The organism is Thioalkalivibrio versutus (assembly GCF_001020955.1).
Classification (GTDB): domain Bacteria; phylum Pseudomonadota; class Gammaproteobacteria; order Ectothiorhodospirales; family Ectothiorhodospiraceae; genus Thioalkalivibrio; species Thioalkalivibrio versutus.
In genome coordinates, this window is record NZ_CP011367.1 from 1,398,882 (window position 1) to 1,415,831 (window position 16,950).

Consider the following 16,950-nt stretch of genomic DNA (forward strand, 5'->3'; position numbering starts at 1 on the left):
ACCCTGAGCGGGCTCGGTTGATCAGCCCAACGGCGGGTGCTTCTTGTTTGATTTTTCCTCTTCGCTGCGTTCCGCGGCTTCGCGTTCCGCCAGTTCCTTGCGCAACCGCCGCAGATAACGGCGGCTGCGCACGCGCTGGACCACGTTCAGCCGCCACAGGAAGCGCACGAGCAAATAACCCGACAGGCTCGCGACCGAGCCCAGCAGGACGCTCCCCAGGAGCAGGGGCTGCCAGATGGTCAGTAACTCTGTGCTGAACCACTCCCAGCTCCAGTCCAGGCGGATATCGCGACGGGGTTCGTCCAGAAGCTTGCGCCCGATCGTGTAGGCCGTATACAACATGGGCGGCATGGTGATCGGGTTGGAGATCCAGACCAGGATCACCGAAATCGGCAGATTGACGCGGACGATAATGGCCACGGCCGCCGCGATCAGCATCTGCATGGGCAGTGGCAGGAAGGTCACGAAGAGCCCCACGGCAAACGCACCAGCCACGGAGCGGCGGTTCAGATGCCACAGATCCGGCGACCCCAGACGCGGCCCCAGCGGGGCGAGCGCCTTGTGCCCACGCATTCGCTCCATGCCGGGAAACATCTTCTTGATGATGTGTCTTGCCATGTTCCGGGTTGCCGATGGTGCGCCTGGCGCGGGCTCGCGACCGCGCATGTGGGTTCCATTCTCGCTGATTTGGGCCGGCGAATGCCCGTGTCGCCCGGCACTTGCGTCTTGGGCCACGCAGTGGGCCGGGCGTTCAGGGCCTCAACGTGACCGCTTTCACCCTCGGACTTCTGGTCACGGCGTGGTGGCTGCACCGGGTACCGGAGCCGCTTCCGATGGCCCCGGGTCTGCTGCTCGCGCTGCTCGTGGTCACCGCAGGCGTCAGCGCCGGCCTGCGACGATACGGCTACCGGGCCACTGTGCCATGGGCGATGGCGCTGGGTGTGGTGGTCGCCTGGGGGAGCGTCTCCATGACCGCGAACATCTGGCTGGAGGAGGCCTTGGCGCCTTCGCTTGCGGGAGAAGAGGTCACCGTTCTTGCCACGGTCACCAGTTTGCCGGAACACGCCGGGCATCGCAGCCGGTTCCGGGTCACGGTGGAGGCGGTCATCGCGGGGCCGGAGGCATTCGCTGCCCGTGAGCTCCTGGTGACGGCGTATCCGGCGCGGCCTGAGGTCGAGGCAGGCACACGCGGCCAGATGACCCTGCGCCTGCGCCCGGCCGAAGGGCCCGCGAATCCTGGCGGATTCGATCGCGCGGGGTGGTTTTACCGCGAGGGCCTGCATGGCTCCGCGACGTTGCTTGATCTGGAGTCAACCGGGAACGGAGTGCCGGCCGCACCGGCACGGCCCTGGCGGGCCGACTTGCACCGCGTCCGCGGCTGGCTGCGCGGGCGGCTGGAAGTCGCGGCCCCGGAGTTGCGCCATCCGGGGCTGGTGCAGGCCCTGGTGATTGGCGACCGTCAGGGGATGACCGCGCCGGAATGGCAGGCCTTTCTGCGCACCGGAACCAACCACCTGATGGCGATCTCCGGCTTGCATGTGGGGCTGGTTGCCGGTTTTGTCGGGTTGCTGTCGGGGTTGGTCTGGAGCGGTTTGTTGCCGCTGCAACGGGGTCTGCGGAAGGCGGCCTTCATGGCGCTGGCCGGTCTGGCGGGGGCTGCGGTGTATGCCGCGTTGGCCGGCTTCAGCATCCCGACCCAGCGGGCGTTGATCATGCTCGCGGCCTTCATGGCGGCCCTGTTGTGGCGCCGCGAGGCGTTCGCCTGGCGAGGTCTGATGCTGGCCGCGATCGCGGTCGTGCTGTGGCAGCCGACGAGTGTACTGGCCCCCGGTTTCTGGTTTTCGTTTGGCGCGGTCGCGGTCATTCTTCTGTTGTTGCAGGGGCGCTCGGGGCGTCCGGGCTGGCGCGAGGCGGGGAGTATCCAGGTGATGCTGGCACTGGCGATGCTCCCGCTCAGTCTCGCCTGGTTCCAGTTGGGTTCGTGGGTCGCGCCGGTGGCCAACCTGGTGGCAGTGCCCGTGATCAGCCTGCTGGTGCTGCCGGTGTTGCTGGTCGGGGCAGGGCTGGTCGCCTTGTGGGCCCCCTTGGGGCAGCCGTTCCTGCACGCGGGCGACGGCGTACTGGCTCTGCTCGTCGGGTTGCTGGATCTCCTGTCCGGATTGCCCGTGCTGGTGGACGAGCGGCGGGTCCCGCTGGCTGCGAGCCTGCTGGGCGGGCTCGCGGTGCTCGTGGCCTTGCAGCCGCGGCTGCGTCTGGGTGCCCTGTGGGTCGTGCTCGCAGGCATGCCGCTGGCCTTGCCCATGCGACCGGATATCGAGCCGGGTGCCGTGCACGTCCTCCTGATGGATGTCGGGAACGGGCAGTCGGCCTTGCTGCAGACGCGTAACCACAACCTGTTGTTCGATGCGGGTCCCGGGCGTGCGGGTGGCTACAGCGCGGGTGAGCAGATTGTGGTCCCGACCCTTCGGGCCGAGGGGGTGCGCCGGCTGGATCGCATGATCCTCAGCCACGAACACGCCGCGCACGCCGGAGGCAGCGCCGGGGTCCGGGATTCCATACCCGTGGTCGAGACCCTGCGACGGGTGCCGGCAGAGGCCGATGAGCGGGCGTGCGAGGTCGGAGAGCGCTGGGAATGGGACGCGGTGCGATTCGAAGTGCTGCACCCGCCGCCCGGATGGGATGGCAGCGCCTCGGCCTCCTGCGTGCTGGCGGTGGAGACGGCCGGTGGCGTCCGTCTGCTGCTGACGGGCGGGCTCGGAGGACTGGGCGAGGCAGTGCTGATGCGTGATGTGCCGGACGGGCGTGCCAGTGATCTTCTGGTGCTGCCGCGCGGGGCTGGCACGGGCAGCTTGAGCCGGGGCTGGCTGGTGGATGCGCCGCCGCGCATCGCCTGGGCGAGTACCGATGGGCGCGGGCGCGGTCTGGAGGCCGCTGTCCGCGAACGTCTGAAGGCGGCCTGTGTGCCACTGCAGGAGACCGGGCTGCATGGCGCCTTGCGCCTGGAAGCGAACTCGGAGCTGGAGGTGGGGCCCGGTCATCGGGCCCGCCACCGGAGGCTCTGGCAGCCTGCGCCCTTGCCACCCTTGCGCGGGCAGGAGGGTTGCACCCCCACGCCGACGGACGAGACACGCTGGTAGAATGACCAGATGAATCGCGAACATTCCGACAACATCCGTCCCATCCGCTTCCGCGAGGGCGCGCTCCAGTTGCTGGACCAGCGCCGCCTCCCGCAGGAGAGCGTCTGGCAAACCTATCAGGACGCGCCCGCCGTCGCCGTGGCGATCCGCGACATGGTCGTGCGCGGGGCGCCGGCGATCGGCATCACGGCGGCATTCGGTGTGGTGCTGGCTTGCCAGCGCGCGGCAGGTCAGCACGACTGGCGTGCGCGGGTGGCCGTCGATATCGAGACCCTGCGCGGTTCGCGCCCCACAGCGGTGAATCTGTTCTGGGCGCTGGATCGTATGCAGGCGGTCGTGGCCGCCAGCGAGTCGGTGGATGCTGCCGTGAGCGAGACCCGGGCAGTAGCCGAGCGGATGCTGGAGGCGGACATTGCCGGCAATCGGCAATTGGGCGCCCTGGGTGCGCAATTGATCGATCCGGGTCGCGGCGTGCTGACCCACTGCAATACGGGTTCGCTGGCAACCGGGGGATATGGCACCGCGCTCGGTGTGATCCGGGCCGCCTGGGATGCCGGGCGTATCAAAGAGGTGTTTGCCGACGAGACCCGCCCCTGGCTGCAAGGCAGCCGACTGACCGCCTGGGAACTGGTGCACGACGGTATTCCGGTGCAGGTGCTGTGCGAGGGTGCGGCGGCCAGCCTGTTGCGCTCCGGCCGGGTGGGCTGGGTGATCGTCGGGGCGGACCGGATTGCCGCCAACGGCGATACCGCCAACAAGATCGGCACCTATGGCCTGGCGTTGCTGGCGCGGGCCCACGGGGTGCGTTTCATGGTTGCGGCGCCCGTGGCGACCATCGACTTCGAGATGGCAGACGGATCGGGCATCCCCATCGAGCAGCGCGGCGAGGACGAGGTGCTGGCGCTGGCCGGCCAGCGCGTGGCCGCCGACGGTGCGCGCGGATACAACCCGGCCTTTGACGTGACCCCGGCGGACCTGATCGATGCCATCGTCACCGAACGCGGTGTGGTCGAGGCCCCGACGCGGGAGCGCCTGGCCACACTGCGCGAGCCCGCGGCCGCGGAATCCGCCACGACCGGGGCCTGACACCCGGGAAAATGGGCCCGGCACAGGCCGGTGTCGGGCCTGAGAGCCTCGGAGAACCGTTTTGAGGGGAGAAAAGGGCGCCCCCAGTGGTTACCCCTGTGGTATCATCGCGAGCTTGTTCAGACGGACGGCGTAACCCTCGATGGCTGAATTTGCCAAGGAAGTTTTTCCGGTCAATCTCGAAGACGAGATGCAGCAGTCTTACCTCGATTATGCGATGAGCGTAATCGTGGGCCGGGCCCTCCCCGATGTCCGTGACGGCCTCAAGCCGGTCCATCGCCGCGTGCTCTACGCAATGCGCGAGCTGGGCAATGACTACAACAAGCCGTACAAGAAGTCGGCGCGTGTGGTCGGTGACGTGATCGGTAAATACCACCCGCATGGCGACTCCGCCGTCTACGACGCCATCGTGCGCATGGCGCAGCCGTTCTCGATGCGCTACATGCTCGCAGACGGGCAGGGTAACTTCGGTTCCATCGACGGCGACTCGCCGGCGGCCATGCGCTACACCGAGGTGCGCATGGCGCGCATCGCGGCCGAGCTGCTGGCCGATATCGAAAAGGAAACGGTCGACTTTACCGACAACTACGACGGCTCCGAGAGCGAGCCGGCCGTGTTGCCGAGCAAGTTTCCCAACCTGCTGGTCAATGGTTCCGCCGGCATCGCGGTGGGGATGGCGACCAATATCCCGCCGCACAACCTGCGCGAGGTCGTCAACGCCTGCGTGGCGCTGATCGATGACCCCGACATCTCCATCGACGGCCTGATGGAACACGTGCCGGCGCCGGATTTCCCCACCGCCGGCATCATCAACGGCATCGATGGCGTGCGCGAGGCCTATCGGACCGGTCGCGGCCGGGTCCTGATCCGGGCGCGCTCGCACGTGGAGCCGCTGGAAGGCGGCCAGCGCGAGGCGATTGTCGTCACCGAGCTGCCCTACCAGGTGAACAAGGCGCGTCTGACCGAGAAGATCGCCGAGCTGGTGAAGGAAAAGCGCATGGAGGGCATCTCCGAGCTGCGCGACGAGTCGGACAAGGACGGCATGCGCCTGGTCATCGAGCTCAAGCGTGGCGAGATGGCCGAGGTGGTCCTGAATCACCTCTACATGCACACCCAGATGCAGAATGTCTTCGGCATCAATATGGTCGCGCTGGTAGATGGCCAGCCGAAGGTGCTGGATCTGCGCCAGGTGCTGCGGGCCTTCCTGCGTCATCGCCGCGAGGTGGTGACCCGGCGCACGATCTTTGATCTGCGCAAGGCCCGTGAACGCGCCCACATCCTGGAAGGCCTGGCGATTGCGCTGGCCAATATCGATCCGGTGATCGAACTGATCCGTGCCGCGCCGAACCCGGCCGAGGCCAAGGCCGGGCTGCTGGCGCGCGCCTGGCCGCTGGGGGTGGTCAGCGACATGCTCGATCGCGCCGGGGCCAGTGCCTCGCGTCCCGAGGACATGGCGCCGGAATATGGCGTGAGCGAGGATGGTTATCGGCTGTCGGAGGCCCAGGCCCAGGCGATCCTGGATCTGCGTCTGCACCGCCTCACCGGGCTGGAACAGGACAAGATCCTCGACGAATATCGTGACCTTCTGGAGCTGATCGAAGACCTCCTGGATATCCTCGGGTCGGGCGACCGCCTGCAACAGGAAATCCGCAACGAACTGCTGGGGGTGGCCGAGCAGTTCGGCGACGAACGCCGTAGCGAGATCCGCGAGCGCCAGGCCAACCTGACGCTGGAGGACCTGATTGGCGAGGAAGACGTGGTCGTCACGCTTTCGCACGCCGGCTACGTGAAGTACCAGCCCGTGGCCGACTACCGCGCCCAGCGCCGGGGCGGTCGCGGCAAGGCGGCGACCAGCTTCAAGGAAGAGGATTTCATCGACCGGCTGGTGGTGGCCAATACGCACGACACGATCCTGTGCTTCTCCAGCCGCGGCCGGGTGTACTGGCTGAAGGTCTACGAGTTGCCGCAGGGGTCGCGGGCCGCGCGCGGCAAGCCGATCGTCAATCTGCTTCCGCTGGAAGCGGATGAACGCATCAGCACGATCCTTCCGGTGCGCGAGTACGACCCGGATCACTATGTATTCATGGTGACCGCGCAGGGAACGGTGAAGAAGACCCCGCTGACGGATTTCTCGCGCCGTCGCGCCTCCGGCATCATCGCGGTGGATCTGCGCGAGGGGGATCATCTGGTCGATGTCTCCCTGACCGACGGCACCCTCGACGTGATGCTGGTGACCACGGCCGGCAAGGCCGTGCGTTTCCACGAGAGCGACGTGCGCGCCATGGGGCGGACGGCCTGCGGCGTGCGCGGCGTGCGCATGGAGGATGATCAACGGGTGATCGCCCTGCTGAATGTCGACGAGGGATCGGCGCTGCTGGCGACCGAACACGGTTACGGCAAGCGCACCCGTTTCGACGAATTCCCGGTGCATCGCCGTGGTGGCCAGGGCGTGATCGCGATCCAGACCGAGGGCCGCAATGGCCTGCTGGTCGGGGCAGCACGGGTGCTGGACGACGACGAGGTCATGCTGATCACCAATGGCGGGACGCTGGTGCGGACACCGATCGACCAGATTCCATTGATCGGTCGCAACACGCAGGGCGTGCGTCTGATCCGTCTCGATGAAGACGAAAACCTGGTCGAGCTCGCCCGGGTCGCCCAGTTGCAAGGCGAGGACGGCGTCGAAGACGATGAAGAGCCCGGTCAATCGGAAATCGGGACGGACCCGGAGACGGGTCCCGAATCCAGTGACGATGGAGAACAGGCATGACGCGAGTGATGAACTTCAGCGCGGGGCCGGCGGCCCTGCCTCAGGCGGTGCTCGAACGGGCGCGTGACGAGCTGCTGGACTTCCGCGGGTCCGGGATGTCCGTGATGGAGATGAGCCACCGCGGAAAGCCCTTCATGGCCGTGGCCGAGAAGGCCGAGCAGGACCTGCGCACGCTGATGGACATCCCCGACAACTACACGGTGTTGTTCCTGCAGGGCGGGGCGACCGGGCAGTTTGCCGCCATCCCGATGAACCTGGCGAATGGCCGGGGTATGGACTACATCGATACCGGGGCCTGGTCCGGCAAGGCAATCAAGGAGGCTCAGAAGTACGGGCCGGTGAATATCGTGGCCAGCTCGCAAGCGAGCGGGTACGACTCGATCCCGGATCGCGCCTCGTGGAACCTGGATCCGAACGCCGCCTACGTGCACTACACCCCGAACGAGACCATCGGCGGGGTCGAGTTTCCGGAAATTCCGGATGTGGGGGACGTACCGCTGGTGGCGGACATGTCCTCCACCATCCTGTCGCGTCCGATCGACGTCTCGAAGTTCGGCGTGATCTATGCCGGGGCGCAGAAGAACATCGGTCCGGCCGGCCTGACCGTGGTGATCGTGCGCAATGACCTGCTGGAGCGCGACAAGGGCAACGTGCCGGCGGTGCTGGACTGGGCGCTGCAGGCCAAGAACGATTCGATGTACAACACCCCGCCGACCTTTGGCTGGTACCTGGCCGGCCTGGTGTTCGAATGGTTGCTGGAGCAGGGCGGCCTGGAGAGCATGGGCAAGACCAACCAGCGCAAGGCCGCCAAGCTGTACCAGTACATCGACAACTCCGCCTTCTATCGCAACCCGGTCGAGCCCACGGCCCGGTCGTGGATGAATGTGCCGTTTATCCTGGCGGACGATTCCCTCGACGGGACGTTCCTCAACGAGGCGGATGCGGCCGGCCTGTCCTCGTTGAAGGGACATCGCTCGGTGGGCGGGATGCGCGCAAGTATCTATAACGCTGTGCCGGAAAGCTCCGTGGATGCCCTGATCGATTTCATGGCGGACTTCGAGAACCGCCACGCCTGATCCTGTCGAATCGTGGTCGCCGGGCGTAACTACCGGGCCAGGAGGTCGTGATGTACCGAATTCAGACCTACAACAACATCGCCGTGCGTGGGCTGGACCGCTTCCCGCGCGACCACTACGAGGTCGCGTCGGACATCAACCAGCCAGACGCATTGATGCTGCGGTCGTTCGACCTGCATTCGGTCGATATCCCGGATTCCGTCCTGGCTGTCGGGCGCGCCGGCAGCGGGGTGAACAACATCCCGGTGGAGGCGCTGTCCGAGCGCGGGGTGGCGGTGTTCAATGCCCCGGGCGCCAATGCCAACGCCGTGAAGGAATTGGTGATTGCCGGTCTGCTGTTGGCAGCGCGCAATCTATTGCCGGCGGCAGGCTACGTGCAGGGGCTGGACCCCACCAAGGAGGACTTCATGTCCTCGGTGGAGCACGGCAAGAAGAAGTTCACCGGCTTCGAACTGCCCGGCCGGCGCCTGGCCGTGCTCGGCCTGGGTGCGATCGGTGTGGGTGTGGCCAATGCCGCGCGGGCGCTCGGTATGGAGGTGGTGGGCTTCGACCCCAAGGTCACGGTGGAGAACGCATGGCGTCTGGACTCCGGCATCGAGCGCGCGCGCTCGGTGGAGGCCGCGATGGAGGGGGCCGATGCGGTCACCGTGCATGTGCCACTGACCGAGAACACCGCGAACCTGGTCAATGCGAAGAACCTGGGCGGGATGAATGCCGGGGCGATGGTGCTGAACCTGGCGCGCGAGGGCATCGTGGACGACGCCGCGGTGCGCGAGGGACTGGACGCCGAACGCCTGCACGCCTACATCACCGATTTCCCGGTGCAGGGCATGATGGGGCACCCGCGGGTAATCACCCTGCCGCATCTGGGGGCCTCGACGACCGAATCCGAGGAGAATTGTGCGGTGATGATCGCGGATCAGCTGCGTGATTATCTGGAAAACGGCAACGTGGTCAATTCGGTGAATCTCCCGACCCTGGTGCTGGATCGCAAGGGAGATACCCGGATCGCCGTCGTCAATCGCAACCTGCCGGACCGGGTCGGGCGCATCTCGCATACCCTGGGTGAGTCCAACATCAACATCCTGCACTTGATGAACGACTCCCGCGGTGACATTGCGTACACCCTGCTGGACGTGGACGGTAAGCCGGACCAGGCGACCCTCGACGCACTGCATGAGATCGATGGCGTGCTGCGGGCGCGGGTGCTGTAGATCGTGGCCGGGGACCCGCATTCGTCGCAGCCCGCCGACGGCCAGGAAGATCTGGCTGCCCTGCGGGCGCGCATCGACGCGCTGGATGCCGAGCTGCTCGAGCGGCTGAGCGAGCGCGCCCGCTGTGCCGAGGCCGTGGCCCGGGTGAAGCGCAGCCAGGAGAGCAATCCGGTGTTCTATCGTCCGGAGCGCGAAGCCGAGATCCTGCGCCGGGTGCGTGAGCAGAACCCCGGCCCGCTATCCGGCGAAGCGATTACCCGGCTGTTCCGCGAAATCATGTCCGAATGCCTGGCGCTGGAGCATCCGCTCCATGTGGCCTATCTGGGACCGGTGGGCACGTTCACCCATCTGGCGGCGCGCAAGCATTTCGGGCATGCAGTCGAGACCCAGCCGCTGGCCTCCATAGATGCCGTGTTCGACGCCGTGGAGACCGGTCGCGCGCAGTTCGGCGTGGTGCCCATCGAGAACAGCTCCGAGGGGGTGGTAACCCACACGGTCGACTGTTTCATGGATTCTTCGCTGCAGATCTGCGGTGAGGTCGTGACTCCGATTCATCACCATCTGCTGACGCACGCCGAGGATCTCGGTCAGGTGCGGCGCGTGCTGGCCCACGCCCAGGCGCTGGCGCAATGCCGCCAGTGGCTGGACGCGGAGCTGCCGAACGCCGAACGCGAGGCGGTCTCCAGCAACGCCCGCGCAGCCGAGATTGCGGCGCAGGACCCGACCGTGGCGGCACTCGCCAGCCAGGCCGCGGCCGACCATTACCAGATCCCGGTGCGGGCGCCGCACGTGGAAGATCGCGCCGACAACACCACACGTTTCCTGATTATCGGTTCCGGCACCACGGAACCCAGTGGCGCGGATCGCACCTCGGTGATGCTGACGACCGCCAATCGTCCGGGATCGCTGTATTCGCTGCTCAAGCCGATTGCCGAGTCGGGTATCAGCCTGACCCGTATCGAATCGCGCCCGTCGCGCTGCACGCCGTGGAACTACGTCTTCTTTCTCGACCTGGTCGGCCACCAGCAGGATCCGCTGATCCGCGAATGTCTGGAGCAGCTGCGCGCAAGCGCCGATACCGTCAAGGTGCTGGGGAGCTATCCCCAGGCCGCCACCTGAATCCCCGAGGTTTCCGCATGGCATCCAATCCTTCCGTATCCGCTACGGCCGGCCCGGCGTTTGATCCGGTGACTCTGGCGGTTGCTGGCGTCCAGGGGCTTAGCCCCTACCAGCCGGGCAAGCCCGTGGCCACGCTGGAACGCGAACTGGGGATTACCCAGGCAGTCAAGCTGGCCTCCAACGAGAATCCGTTGGGCCCGTCGCCCCTTGCGGTGGAAGCCGGGCGCGCGGCGCTGGCCGATGCGCATGTCTATCCCGACGGCAATGGCTTCGAGCTGAAGGCACGTCTGGCCGAACGCCATGGCGTGACCCCGGAGCAGATCACCCTCGGCAATGGCTCCAACGAGGTGCTGGAGTTGGTTGCACGGACCTGGCTGGCGCCGGGGCGTGCTGCCGTGTTTTCTGCCCACGCGTTTGCGGTCTATCCGCTGGTGACTCAGGCGGTGGATGCCGAGGCCCGAGTGGCCGCGGCGCTGCCCGCCGACCATCCGGAACAGCCCTTCGGGCACGATCTTGACGCGATGCAGGCGCGGGTGGATGGCGATGTGCGGGTCGTGTTCGTGGCCAACCCGAACAACCCGACCGGCACCTGGCTGGATGCGGCGGCGCTCGAAGCCTTCGTGGCCGCGATGCCGGTCACGACCGTGGTCGTTATCGACGAGGCCTATTTCGAATATGTCGAGGAGGCCGAGTATCCGGACACCACGCAATGGCTGGATCGCTATCCGAACCTGATCGTCACCCGGACCTTCTCCAAGATCCAGGGCCTGGCCGGACTGCGCCTCGGCTATGCGGTCAGCTCGCCGGCCATCGCGGACCTGCTGAATCGAGTGCGCCAGCCGTTCAATGTGAATGCGATTGCCCAGGCGGCCGGCCTGGCCGCGCTGGACGACCACGAGCATGTGGAAAAGTCGGTGGCCATCAATCGGGAGGGGGTTCGCCAGGTGAGCGCCGCCCTGCGCGAGCTGGGCTTGCGTGTGATCCCGTCGGTGGGTAATTTCGTGACCTTCGATACCGGCCGGGATCCGGGCCCGGTATATGACGCCATGCTGCGCGACGGCGTGATTACGCGCCCGGTAGAGAATTACGGTCTCCCCGGGCATCTGCGCGTCACGGTCTCGACCCGTGCGGACAATGACCGCTTTCTCGCGGCCCTGAAAAAGGCCCTGGCGTGATCGAACGGCTGGTCATCTTCGGCGTTGGGCTGATCGGCGGTTCGCTGGCCCTGGCCCTGCGCGAGGCGGGGGCCGTGCGCGAGATCGTGGGTTGTTCGCGCAATGCAGACAACCTGCGTGAGGCGCAACGCCTGGGCGTGATCGATCGCTGGACCACCGATGTCGCCGAGGCCGCCGAGGGGGCGGACCTGGGCGTGCTCGCCGTCCCGTTGGGGGCGATGGAGCCACTGGCGCGCGACCTGGCAGCGGCGTGGCCCGAAGACAGCCCGTTGACCGATGTGGGCAGCAGCAAACAGGCCGTAATCGATGCGGTGGGTGCCGGATTCGGCAAGGTCCCGCGCGCGTTTGTCCCCGGCCATCCGATTGCGGGAACCGAGAAGAGCGGGGTGGGGGCGGCCTTTGCCACCCTGTTCCGTGAGCGCCTGGTAATCCTGACACCAGTCGATGCCACGAATGCGCTGGCGACCGACCGGGTGGCCGCGATGTGGCAGGCCGTCGGGGCGCGGGTCGAGTACATGACCCCGGCGCACCACGACCGGGTGCTGGCCGCGACCAGTCATTTGCCCCATGTGCTGGCCTTCACGCTGGTGTCGTCGCTTGCGAACATGAGCGAGCGCGACGAGATCTTTCATTACGCCGCCGGGGGGTTTCGCGATTTCACGCGCATCGCCTCCAGCGATCCGGTGGTCTGGCGGGATATCTGCCTCGCCAATCGCACCGCCATCCTCGAGGTGATCGGGCAGTACCAGACCGATCTGGAAGGTTTGCGCAGCGCCATCGAACACGGCGATGCCGCGACCATCGAACAGAGCTTTGAACACGCCAAGGAAACCCGCGATCGCCTTTGCGACCCCGCGGACGCACAACTGGATACCTGAAAATCGATGAATACCTTTACCGTACAGCCCGGAGGGCAGCTTTCGGGCCGCGCCCGCGTGCCGGGCGACAAGTCGATCTCCCACCGGGCGATCATGCTGGGTGCGCTGGCCGAGGGGGAGACGCGTGTGACCGGATTCCTCGAGGGGGCCGATTGTATTGCGACACTGGAGGCGTTTCGTGCGATGGGCGTGGCGATCGAACGCACTGGGCCAGGCGATGTACGCATTCAGGGTGCCGGCGTGCACGGGCTCAAGGCCCCGGCGGCGGCGCTGGACATGGGCAACTCGGGGACGGCGATGCGGTTGCTGTGCGGCGTACTGGCCGGTCAGGTGTTCGACAGCGAGCTGATCGGTGATCGCTCCCTGAGCGGGCGGCCGATGCGCCGAGTCACCGACCCGCTCGCGCACATGGGTGCGCACATCGATACCAGCGAGGCCGGGACGCCACCGTTGCGGGTACACGGCGGGGCCCCGTTGCGGGGTACGGACCATGTATTGAAAGTCGCCAGTGCCCAGGTGAAGTCGGCCCTGTTGTTGGCCGGTCTCTGGGCCGACGGCAGGACCTGCGTGACCGAGCCGGCGCCCACCCGCGATCACACCGAGCGGATGCTGGCCGGATTCGGTTACCGCGTGGAGCGCGACGGCCCCCGTACCTGTGTCGAGGGCGGCGGGCGCCTGGTCGCAAGCCCGGTGGATGTGCCCGCGGACATCTCGTCGGCGGCGTTTTTTCTGGTCGGTGCCTCGATTGCCACCGGCTCGCGCATGCGCCTGGAACATGTGGGGATCAACCCGACGCGCACCGGCGTGATCGACATCCTGCGTCTGATGGGCGCCGAGATCCGCGTCCTCGATCAGCGCGAGGCCGGCGGCGAGCCCGTGGCCGATCTCGAGGTCGAGGCGGCCACTCTGAAGGGGATCCAGATCCCCGAGCACCTGGTGCCACTGGCAATCGATGAATTCCCGGCCATCTTCGTTGCCGCGGCCTGTGCCGAGGGCGAGACGGTCCTGACCGGCGCGGAGGAGCTGCGGGTCAAGGAAAGTGATCGTATCCAGGTGATGGCCGATGGTCTGGCCGCGCTGGGCGTGGACTGCGCAGTGCAGCCGGATGGCATTCGCATCCAGGGCGGTGACGGTTTCACTGGGGGCGAGGTCGACAGTCATGGCGATCACCGCATCGCCATGTCGTTCGCGATGGCCGGGCTGCGTGCCCGAGCGCCGATCCGCATCCGCGATTGCGCCAACGTGGGGACCTCTTTCCCCGGCTTCGTGGCGCTGGCGCGTGAGGCCGGACTGCAACTGGAGGCGGCATGAGTACGGCCATTCCGGTACTGACCATTGATGGCCCCGGCGGTGCAGGGAAGGGCACGGTCTGCATGCGCGTGGCGGCGGCGATGGGCTGGCATCTTCTGGATAGCGGAGCCCTCTATCGGCTGTTGGGGCTGGCTGCGCGACAGCACGGCGTGGAACTAACCGACGAGGAGGCACTGGCCCGGCTGGCCGCGGGTCTGGATGTGGATTTCGAGGTCAATCGGGATGCCACGGCCGTGACCACGCTGCTGGAAGGCGCACCCGTGGACCAACTGCTGCGCACGGAGCAGACGGGCAGTGACGCCTCCCAGGTGGCTGCGATTCCGGCGGTGCGCGAGGCGCTGCTGGAGCGTCAGCGCGGGTTCGCGAAGGCCCCGGGGCTGGTCGCCGACGGGCGCGACATGGGCACGGTCGTGTTCCCCGAAGCGGACCTGAAGATCTTCCTGACGGCCTCGGCCGAGGAGCGGGCCAGGCGGCGATACATGCAGTTGAAGGAACAAGGACTTAGTGCTAATCTCTCCGCCCTTCAGGACGAGATGGAGGCCCGCGACCGGCGTGATCGCGAACGCAGCGTGGCCCCCCTCAAGCCCGCCGAAGATGCCTGGGAAGTGGATACCACGGACCTGGACATCGTCGGCGTGGTCGACATGATCCTGGAACGCCTCCGGGACGTACTCCCGGAACAAAGCCCCCGCCCCGCGGAATAAGCCGTCGGAAGCGGGATCATAAACGTCTAGAACTGGTTGCAGGAAGTATCTGCAAGCATTTGTTAAACCACAGGTTCACAAATCCATGAGTGAAAGTTTCGCGCAACTGCTCGAAGAGAGCATGGCCTACACCCAGATGCAGCCGGGTGCCATCCTCAGTGCCACCGTCATTGAGGTCACCCCGGAAGTCGTCGTGGTGAACGCCGGCCTGAAGTCCGAGGGGGTCATTCCCACCGAGCAGTTCATGAACGAAGAGGGTGAGCTCGAGGTCAAGGTCGGCGATGTCGTCGAAGTGGCCCTCGAAACCCCGGAAGACGGTTTCGGCGAGACGCGCATGTCGCGCGAGAAGGCCAAGCGAGCCAAGGCCTGGGACCGTCTCGAAGGTGCGATGGAAGAAGAGCAGTACGTCACCGGCAAGATCTCCGGCAAGGTCAAGGGTGGCTACACCGTCGAGCTGGGCGATATCCGGGCGTTCCTGCCGGGTTCACTCGTGGATGTCCGTCCGGTGCGCGATACCGCGTATCTGGAAGGCAAAGAGCTGGAATTCAAGCTTATCAAGCTGGATCGCCGTCGCAACAACGTGGTTGTGTCGCGTCGTGCCGTGGTCGAGCAGGAATACAGCGCCGAGCGCGAAGAGCTGCTGAAGAACCTGCAGGAAGGCGCGCAGGTCAAGGGCATCGTCAAGAATCTGACCGACTATGGTGCGTTCCTGGATCTGGGCGGCATCGACGGCCTGCTGCACATCACCGACATGGCCTGGAAGCGCGTCAAGCATCCGTCCGACGTGGTCGAGATCGGCCAGGAAGTCGAGGTCAAGGTCCTGAAGTTCGACCGTGAACGCATGCGCGTATCGCTGGGCCTGAAGCAGCTGGGCGAGGATCCGTGGGAAAACATCACCCGCCGTTACCCGACCGGCACCCGGATCTTCGGCAAGGTCACCAACATCACCGACTACGGCTGCTTCGTGGAGATCGAAGACGGCGTGGAAGGCCTGGTGCACGTGTCCGAGATGGACTGGACCAACAAGAACGTCAACCCGGGCAAGATGGTTGCCATCGGTGACGAGGTCGAGGTGATGATCCTGGACCTGGACGAAGAGCGCCGCCGCATCTCGCTGGGTATGAAGCAGTGCCAGTCCAACCCGTGGGACGACTTCGCCGCCAACCACAACCGGGGCGAGAAGGTCAGTGGCCAGATCAAGTCGATCACCGATTTCGGTGTGTTTGTTGGCCTGGAAGGCGGCATCGACGGCCTGATTCACCTGTCCGACCTGTCCTGGCACGAGGCCGGCGAAGAGGCGATCCGCAACTTCAAGAAGGGTGACGAGGTCGAGGCCGTGGTCCTGTCCGTGGATCCCGAGCGCGAGCGCATCTCCCTGGGTCTGAAGCAGCTGGACCGCGATCCGTTCGCCAACTTCGTGGCCGAGCACAGCAAGGGCAGCATCGTGTCCGGTACCGTGAAGGAAGTGGACGCCAAGGCCGCGGTGATCGAACTGGCCGACGGCATCGACGGCATCCTGCGTGCCGCCGACATCTCCCAGGATCGTGTGGAGGATGCCAGCACCGTGCTGAAGGTTGGCGAAACCGTCGAAGCCCGATTCATGGGCGTGGACAAGAAGACCCGCGCCATCAGCCTGTCGATCAAGGCCAAGGATCGTGCCGAGGAAGCCGAGATGGTGTCCGATTACGGCAGCAATGCCGGTAGCGGTACCACCCTGGGCGATCTGCTCAAGGAGCAGATGGACAAGAACGACTAAGTCCGTTCTGCGGCGGCCCACGGTGCCGAAAGGTGCCGTGGGCCATTTTGTTCCGGGAAACCGGGTTTCCTTCCTGTCTGTGACGAGTGCCTGATGACCAAATCGGAATTGATCGAGAACCTCGCCCGGAAATCGCCCCATTTGCCTGCCAGGGATGTCGAGATGTCGGTCAAGGCATTACTCGAACGGATGAGTCATGCGCTGGCCAATGGGCAGCGGGTAGAGATTCGCGGCTTCGGCAGTTTTTCCCTCCATTTCCGGCCCCCAAGGCTGGGACGTAACCCCAAGACCGGTGAAAGCGTTGCCTTGCCCGGTAAGCATGTCCCCCATTTCAAGCCCGGCAAGGAATTGCGCGAACGGGTAAACGGCTCCATCGACGGGAACGACTAGGGACCGTCCGTGGACGACCGACGTCGACAGCAGATTCGCAATGCCGTGGCCTTTGCCGCGCTTATCGTGATTTCGTCCGCTGTTGGCATTCTTGTTGTATTGAACGAAGACCTGGTGACCCTTGCGTTACCCGGTGTGCAGATCGAGGCGCCGCTCGTGGTGTTCCTCGGGATTGCGGCCCTGTTCGGGGTCGTTTTGGCTTCGCTCGTACTCTGGCTGCGGCTGCGCCGGTTGCGTCAAAAGATTGCAGACCTGCGCGAACAGAACCATGCCCTCAAGGTCGAGGTCGAGCAGTTGCGTACCGCACCCATGCGGGATTTCTACTAGTCACGTG

Annotated in this window: 14 protein-coding genes; 13 read left to right on the forward strand and 1 reads right to left on the reverse strand. The window is 66.0% G+C overall.

What is annotated here, in order from left to right:
• Positions 1 to 21: 21 nt before the first annotated feature.
• Positions 22 to 618, reverse strand: coding sequence for a DUF2062 domain-containing protein (locus TVD_RS06465; RefSeq protein WP_047251135.1), 597 nt, complete (start codon positions 616 to 618; stop codon positions 22 to 24).
• Positions 619 to 833: 215 nt separating this feature from the next.
• Here TVD_RS06465 and TVD_RS06470 point away from each other — a divergent pair, with 215 nt between their 5' ends.
• From TVD_RS06470 to TVD_RS06530, 13 genes are all read left to right on the forward strand, one after another.
• The gene (locus TVD_RS06470; protein ID WP_018169750.1) at positions 834 to 3,137 is read left to right on the forward strand and encodes a DNA internalization-related competence protein ComEC/Rec2; all 2,304 of its coding nucleotides are present in this window, start codon (positions 834 to 836) and stop codon (positions 3,135 to 3,137) included.
• A gap of 9 nt (positions 3,138 to 3,146) precedes the next feature.
• Positions 3,147 to 4,223, forward strand: a complete 1,077-nt coding sequence (gene mtnA / locus TVD_RS06475; RefSeq protein ID WP_047251136.1) for an S-methyl-5-thioribose-1-phosphate isomerase — start codon at positions 3,147 to 3,149, stop codon at positions 4,221 to 4,223.
• Between the two features lie 142 nt (positions 4,224 to 4,365).
• The gene (gyrA, locus tag TVD_RS06480) at positions 4,366 to 6,993 is read left to right on the forward strand and encodes a DNA gyrase subunit A (protein WP_018937606.1); all 2,628 of its coding nucleotides are present in this window, start codon (positions 4,366 to 4,368) and stop codon (positions 6,991 to 6,993) included.
• A complete protein-coding gene (serC, locus tag TVD_RS06485; RefSeq protein ID WP_018937605.1) occupies positions 6,990 to 8,069 on the forward strand; it encodes a 3-phosphoserine/phosphohydroxythreonine transaminase in 1,080 nt (359 codons plus the stop codon). The genes gyrA and serC overlap by 4 nt, the downstream gene beginning before the upstream one ends.
• Before the next feature lie 50 nt (positions 8,070 to 8,119).
• The gene (locus TVD_RS06490) at positions 8,120 to 9,283 is read left to right on the forward strand and encodes a phosphoglycerate dehydrogenase (RefSeq protein ID WP_047251137.1); all 1,164 of its coding nucleotides are present in this window, start codon (positions 8,120 to 8,122) and stop codon (positions 9,281 to 9,283) included.
• A 3-nt stretch (positions 9,284 to 9,286) separates the two neighbouring features.
• Positions 9,287 to 10,402, forward strand: a complete 1,116-nt coding sequence (pheA, locus tag TVD_RS06495) for a prephenate dehydratase (RefSeq protein WP_018176813.1) — start codon at positions 9,287 to 9,289, stop codon at positions 10,400 to 10,402.
• 17 nt (positions 10,403 to 10,419) lie between these two features.
• Complete coding sequence (gene hisC / locus TVD_RS06500; protein WP_018145709.1) at positions 10,420 to 11,577, forward strand: histidinol-phosphate transaminase; 1,158 nt, start codon at positions 10,420 to 10,422, stop codon at positions 11,575 to 11,577.
• Positions 11,574 to 12,455 (forward strand): prephenate dehydrogenase, encoded by an 882-nt coding sequence (locus TVD_RS06505; protein WP_047251138.1) that lies wholly within the window; start codon positions 11,574 to 11,576, stop codon positions 12,453 to 12,455. Before hisC ends, TVD_RS06505 begins: the two co-directional genes overlap by 4 nt.
• 6 nt (positions 12,456 to 12,461) lie before the next feature.
• Positions 12,462 to 13,766 carry a 3-phosphoshikimate 1-carboxyvinyltransferase gene (gene aroA / locus TVD_RS06510; RefSeq protein ID WP_047251139.1) on the forward strand — a complete coding sequence of 435 codons (1,305 nt, stop codon included), beginning with the start codon at positions 12,462 to 12,464 and terminating at the stop codon, positions 13,764 to 13,766.
• On the forward strand, positions 13,763 to 14,470 hold the full coding sequence (gene cmk, locus TVD_RS06515; protein ID WP_018937600.1) for a (d)CMP kinase: 708 nt from the start codon (positions 13,763 to 13,765) through the stop codon (positions 14,468 to 14,470). Before aroA ends, cmk begins: the two co-directional genes overlap by 4 nt.
• A gap of 85 nt (positions 14,471 to 14,555) precedes the next feature.
• On the forward strand, positions 14,556 to 16,226 hold the full coding sequence (gene rpsA, locus TVD_RS06520) for a 30S ribosomal protein S1 (protein ID WP_026333072.1): 1,671 nt from the start codon (positions 14,556 to 14,558) through the stop codon (positions 16,224 to 16,226).
• 93 nt (positions 16,227 to 16,319) lie between these two features.
• Positions 16,320 to 16,616: an integration host factor subunit beta gene (locus TVD_RS06525; RefSeq protein WP_018937599.1), complete on the forward strand. Its 297-nt coding sequence runs from the start codon at positions 16,320 to 16,322 to the stop codon at positions 16,614 to 16,616.
• Between the two features lie 9 nt (positions 16,617 to 16,625).
• Positions 16,626 to 16,943, forward strand: coding sequence for a lipopolysaccharide assembly protein LapA domain-containing protein (locus TVD_RS06530; protein WP_018145703.1), 318 nt, complete (start codon positions 16,626 to 16,628; stop codon positions 16,941 to 16,943).
• Positions 16,944 to 16,950 lie beyond the last annotated feature (7 nt).

Bases quoted from the DNA above. Each gene is read 5' to 3' on its own strand.
- serC (WP_018937605.1), top strand. From the start codon at position 6,990: ATGACGCGAGTGATGAACTTCAGCGCGGGGCCGGCGGCCCTGCCTCAG.
- TVD_RS06470 (WP_018169750.1), top strand. From the start codon at position 834: ATGGCCCCGGGTCTGCTGCTCGCGCTGCTCGTGGTCACCGCAGGCGTC.
- hisC (WP_018145709.1), top strand. From the start codon at position 10,420: ATGGCATCCAATCCTTCCGTATCCGCTACGGCCGGCCCGGCGTTTGAT.
- TVD_RS06465 (WP_047251135.1), bottom strand. From the start codon at position 618: ATGGCAAGACACATCATCAAGAAGATGTTTCCCGGCATGGAGCGAATG.
- gyrA (WP_018937606.1), top strand. From the start codon at position 4,366: ATGGCTGAATTTGCCAAGGAAGTTTTTCCGGTCAATCTCGAAGACGAG.
- cmk (WP_018937600.1), top strand. From the start codon at position 13,763: ATGAGTACGGCCATTCCGGTACTGACCATTGATGGCCCCGGCGGTGCA.
- TVD_RS06490 (WP_047251137.1), top strand. From the start codon at position 8,120: ATGTACCGAATTCAGACCTACAACAACATCGCCGTGCGTGGGCTGGAC.
- aroA (WP_047251139.1), top strand. From the start codon at position 12,462: ATGAATACCTTTACCGTACAGCCCGGAGGGCAGCTTTCGGGCCGCGCC.
- rpsA (WP_026333072.1), top strand. From the start codon at position 14,556: ATGAGTGAAAGTTTCGCGCAACTGCTCGAAGAGAGCATGGCCTACACC.
- mtnA (WP_047251136.1), top strand. From the start codon at position 3,147: ATGAATCGCGAACATTCCGACAACATCCGTCCCATCCGCTTCCGCGAG.
- TVD_RS06525 (WP_018937599.1), top strand. From the start codon at position 16,320: ATGACCAAATCGGAATTGATCGAGAACCTCGCCCGGAAATCGCCCCAT.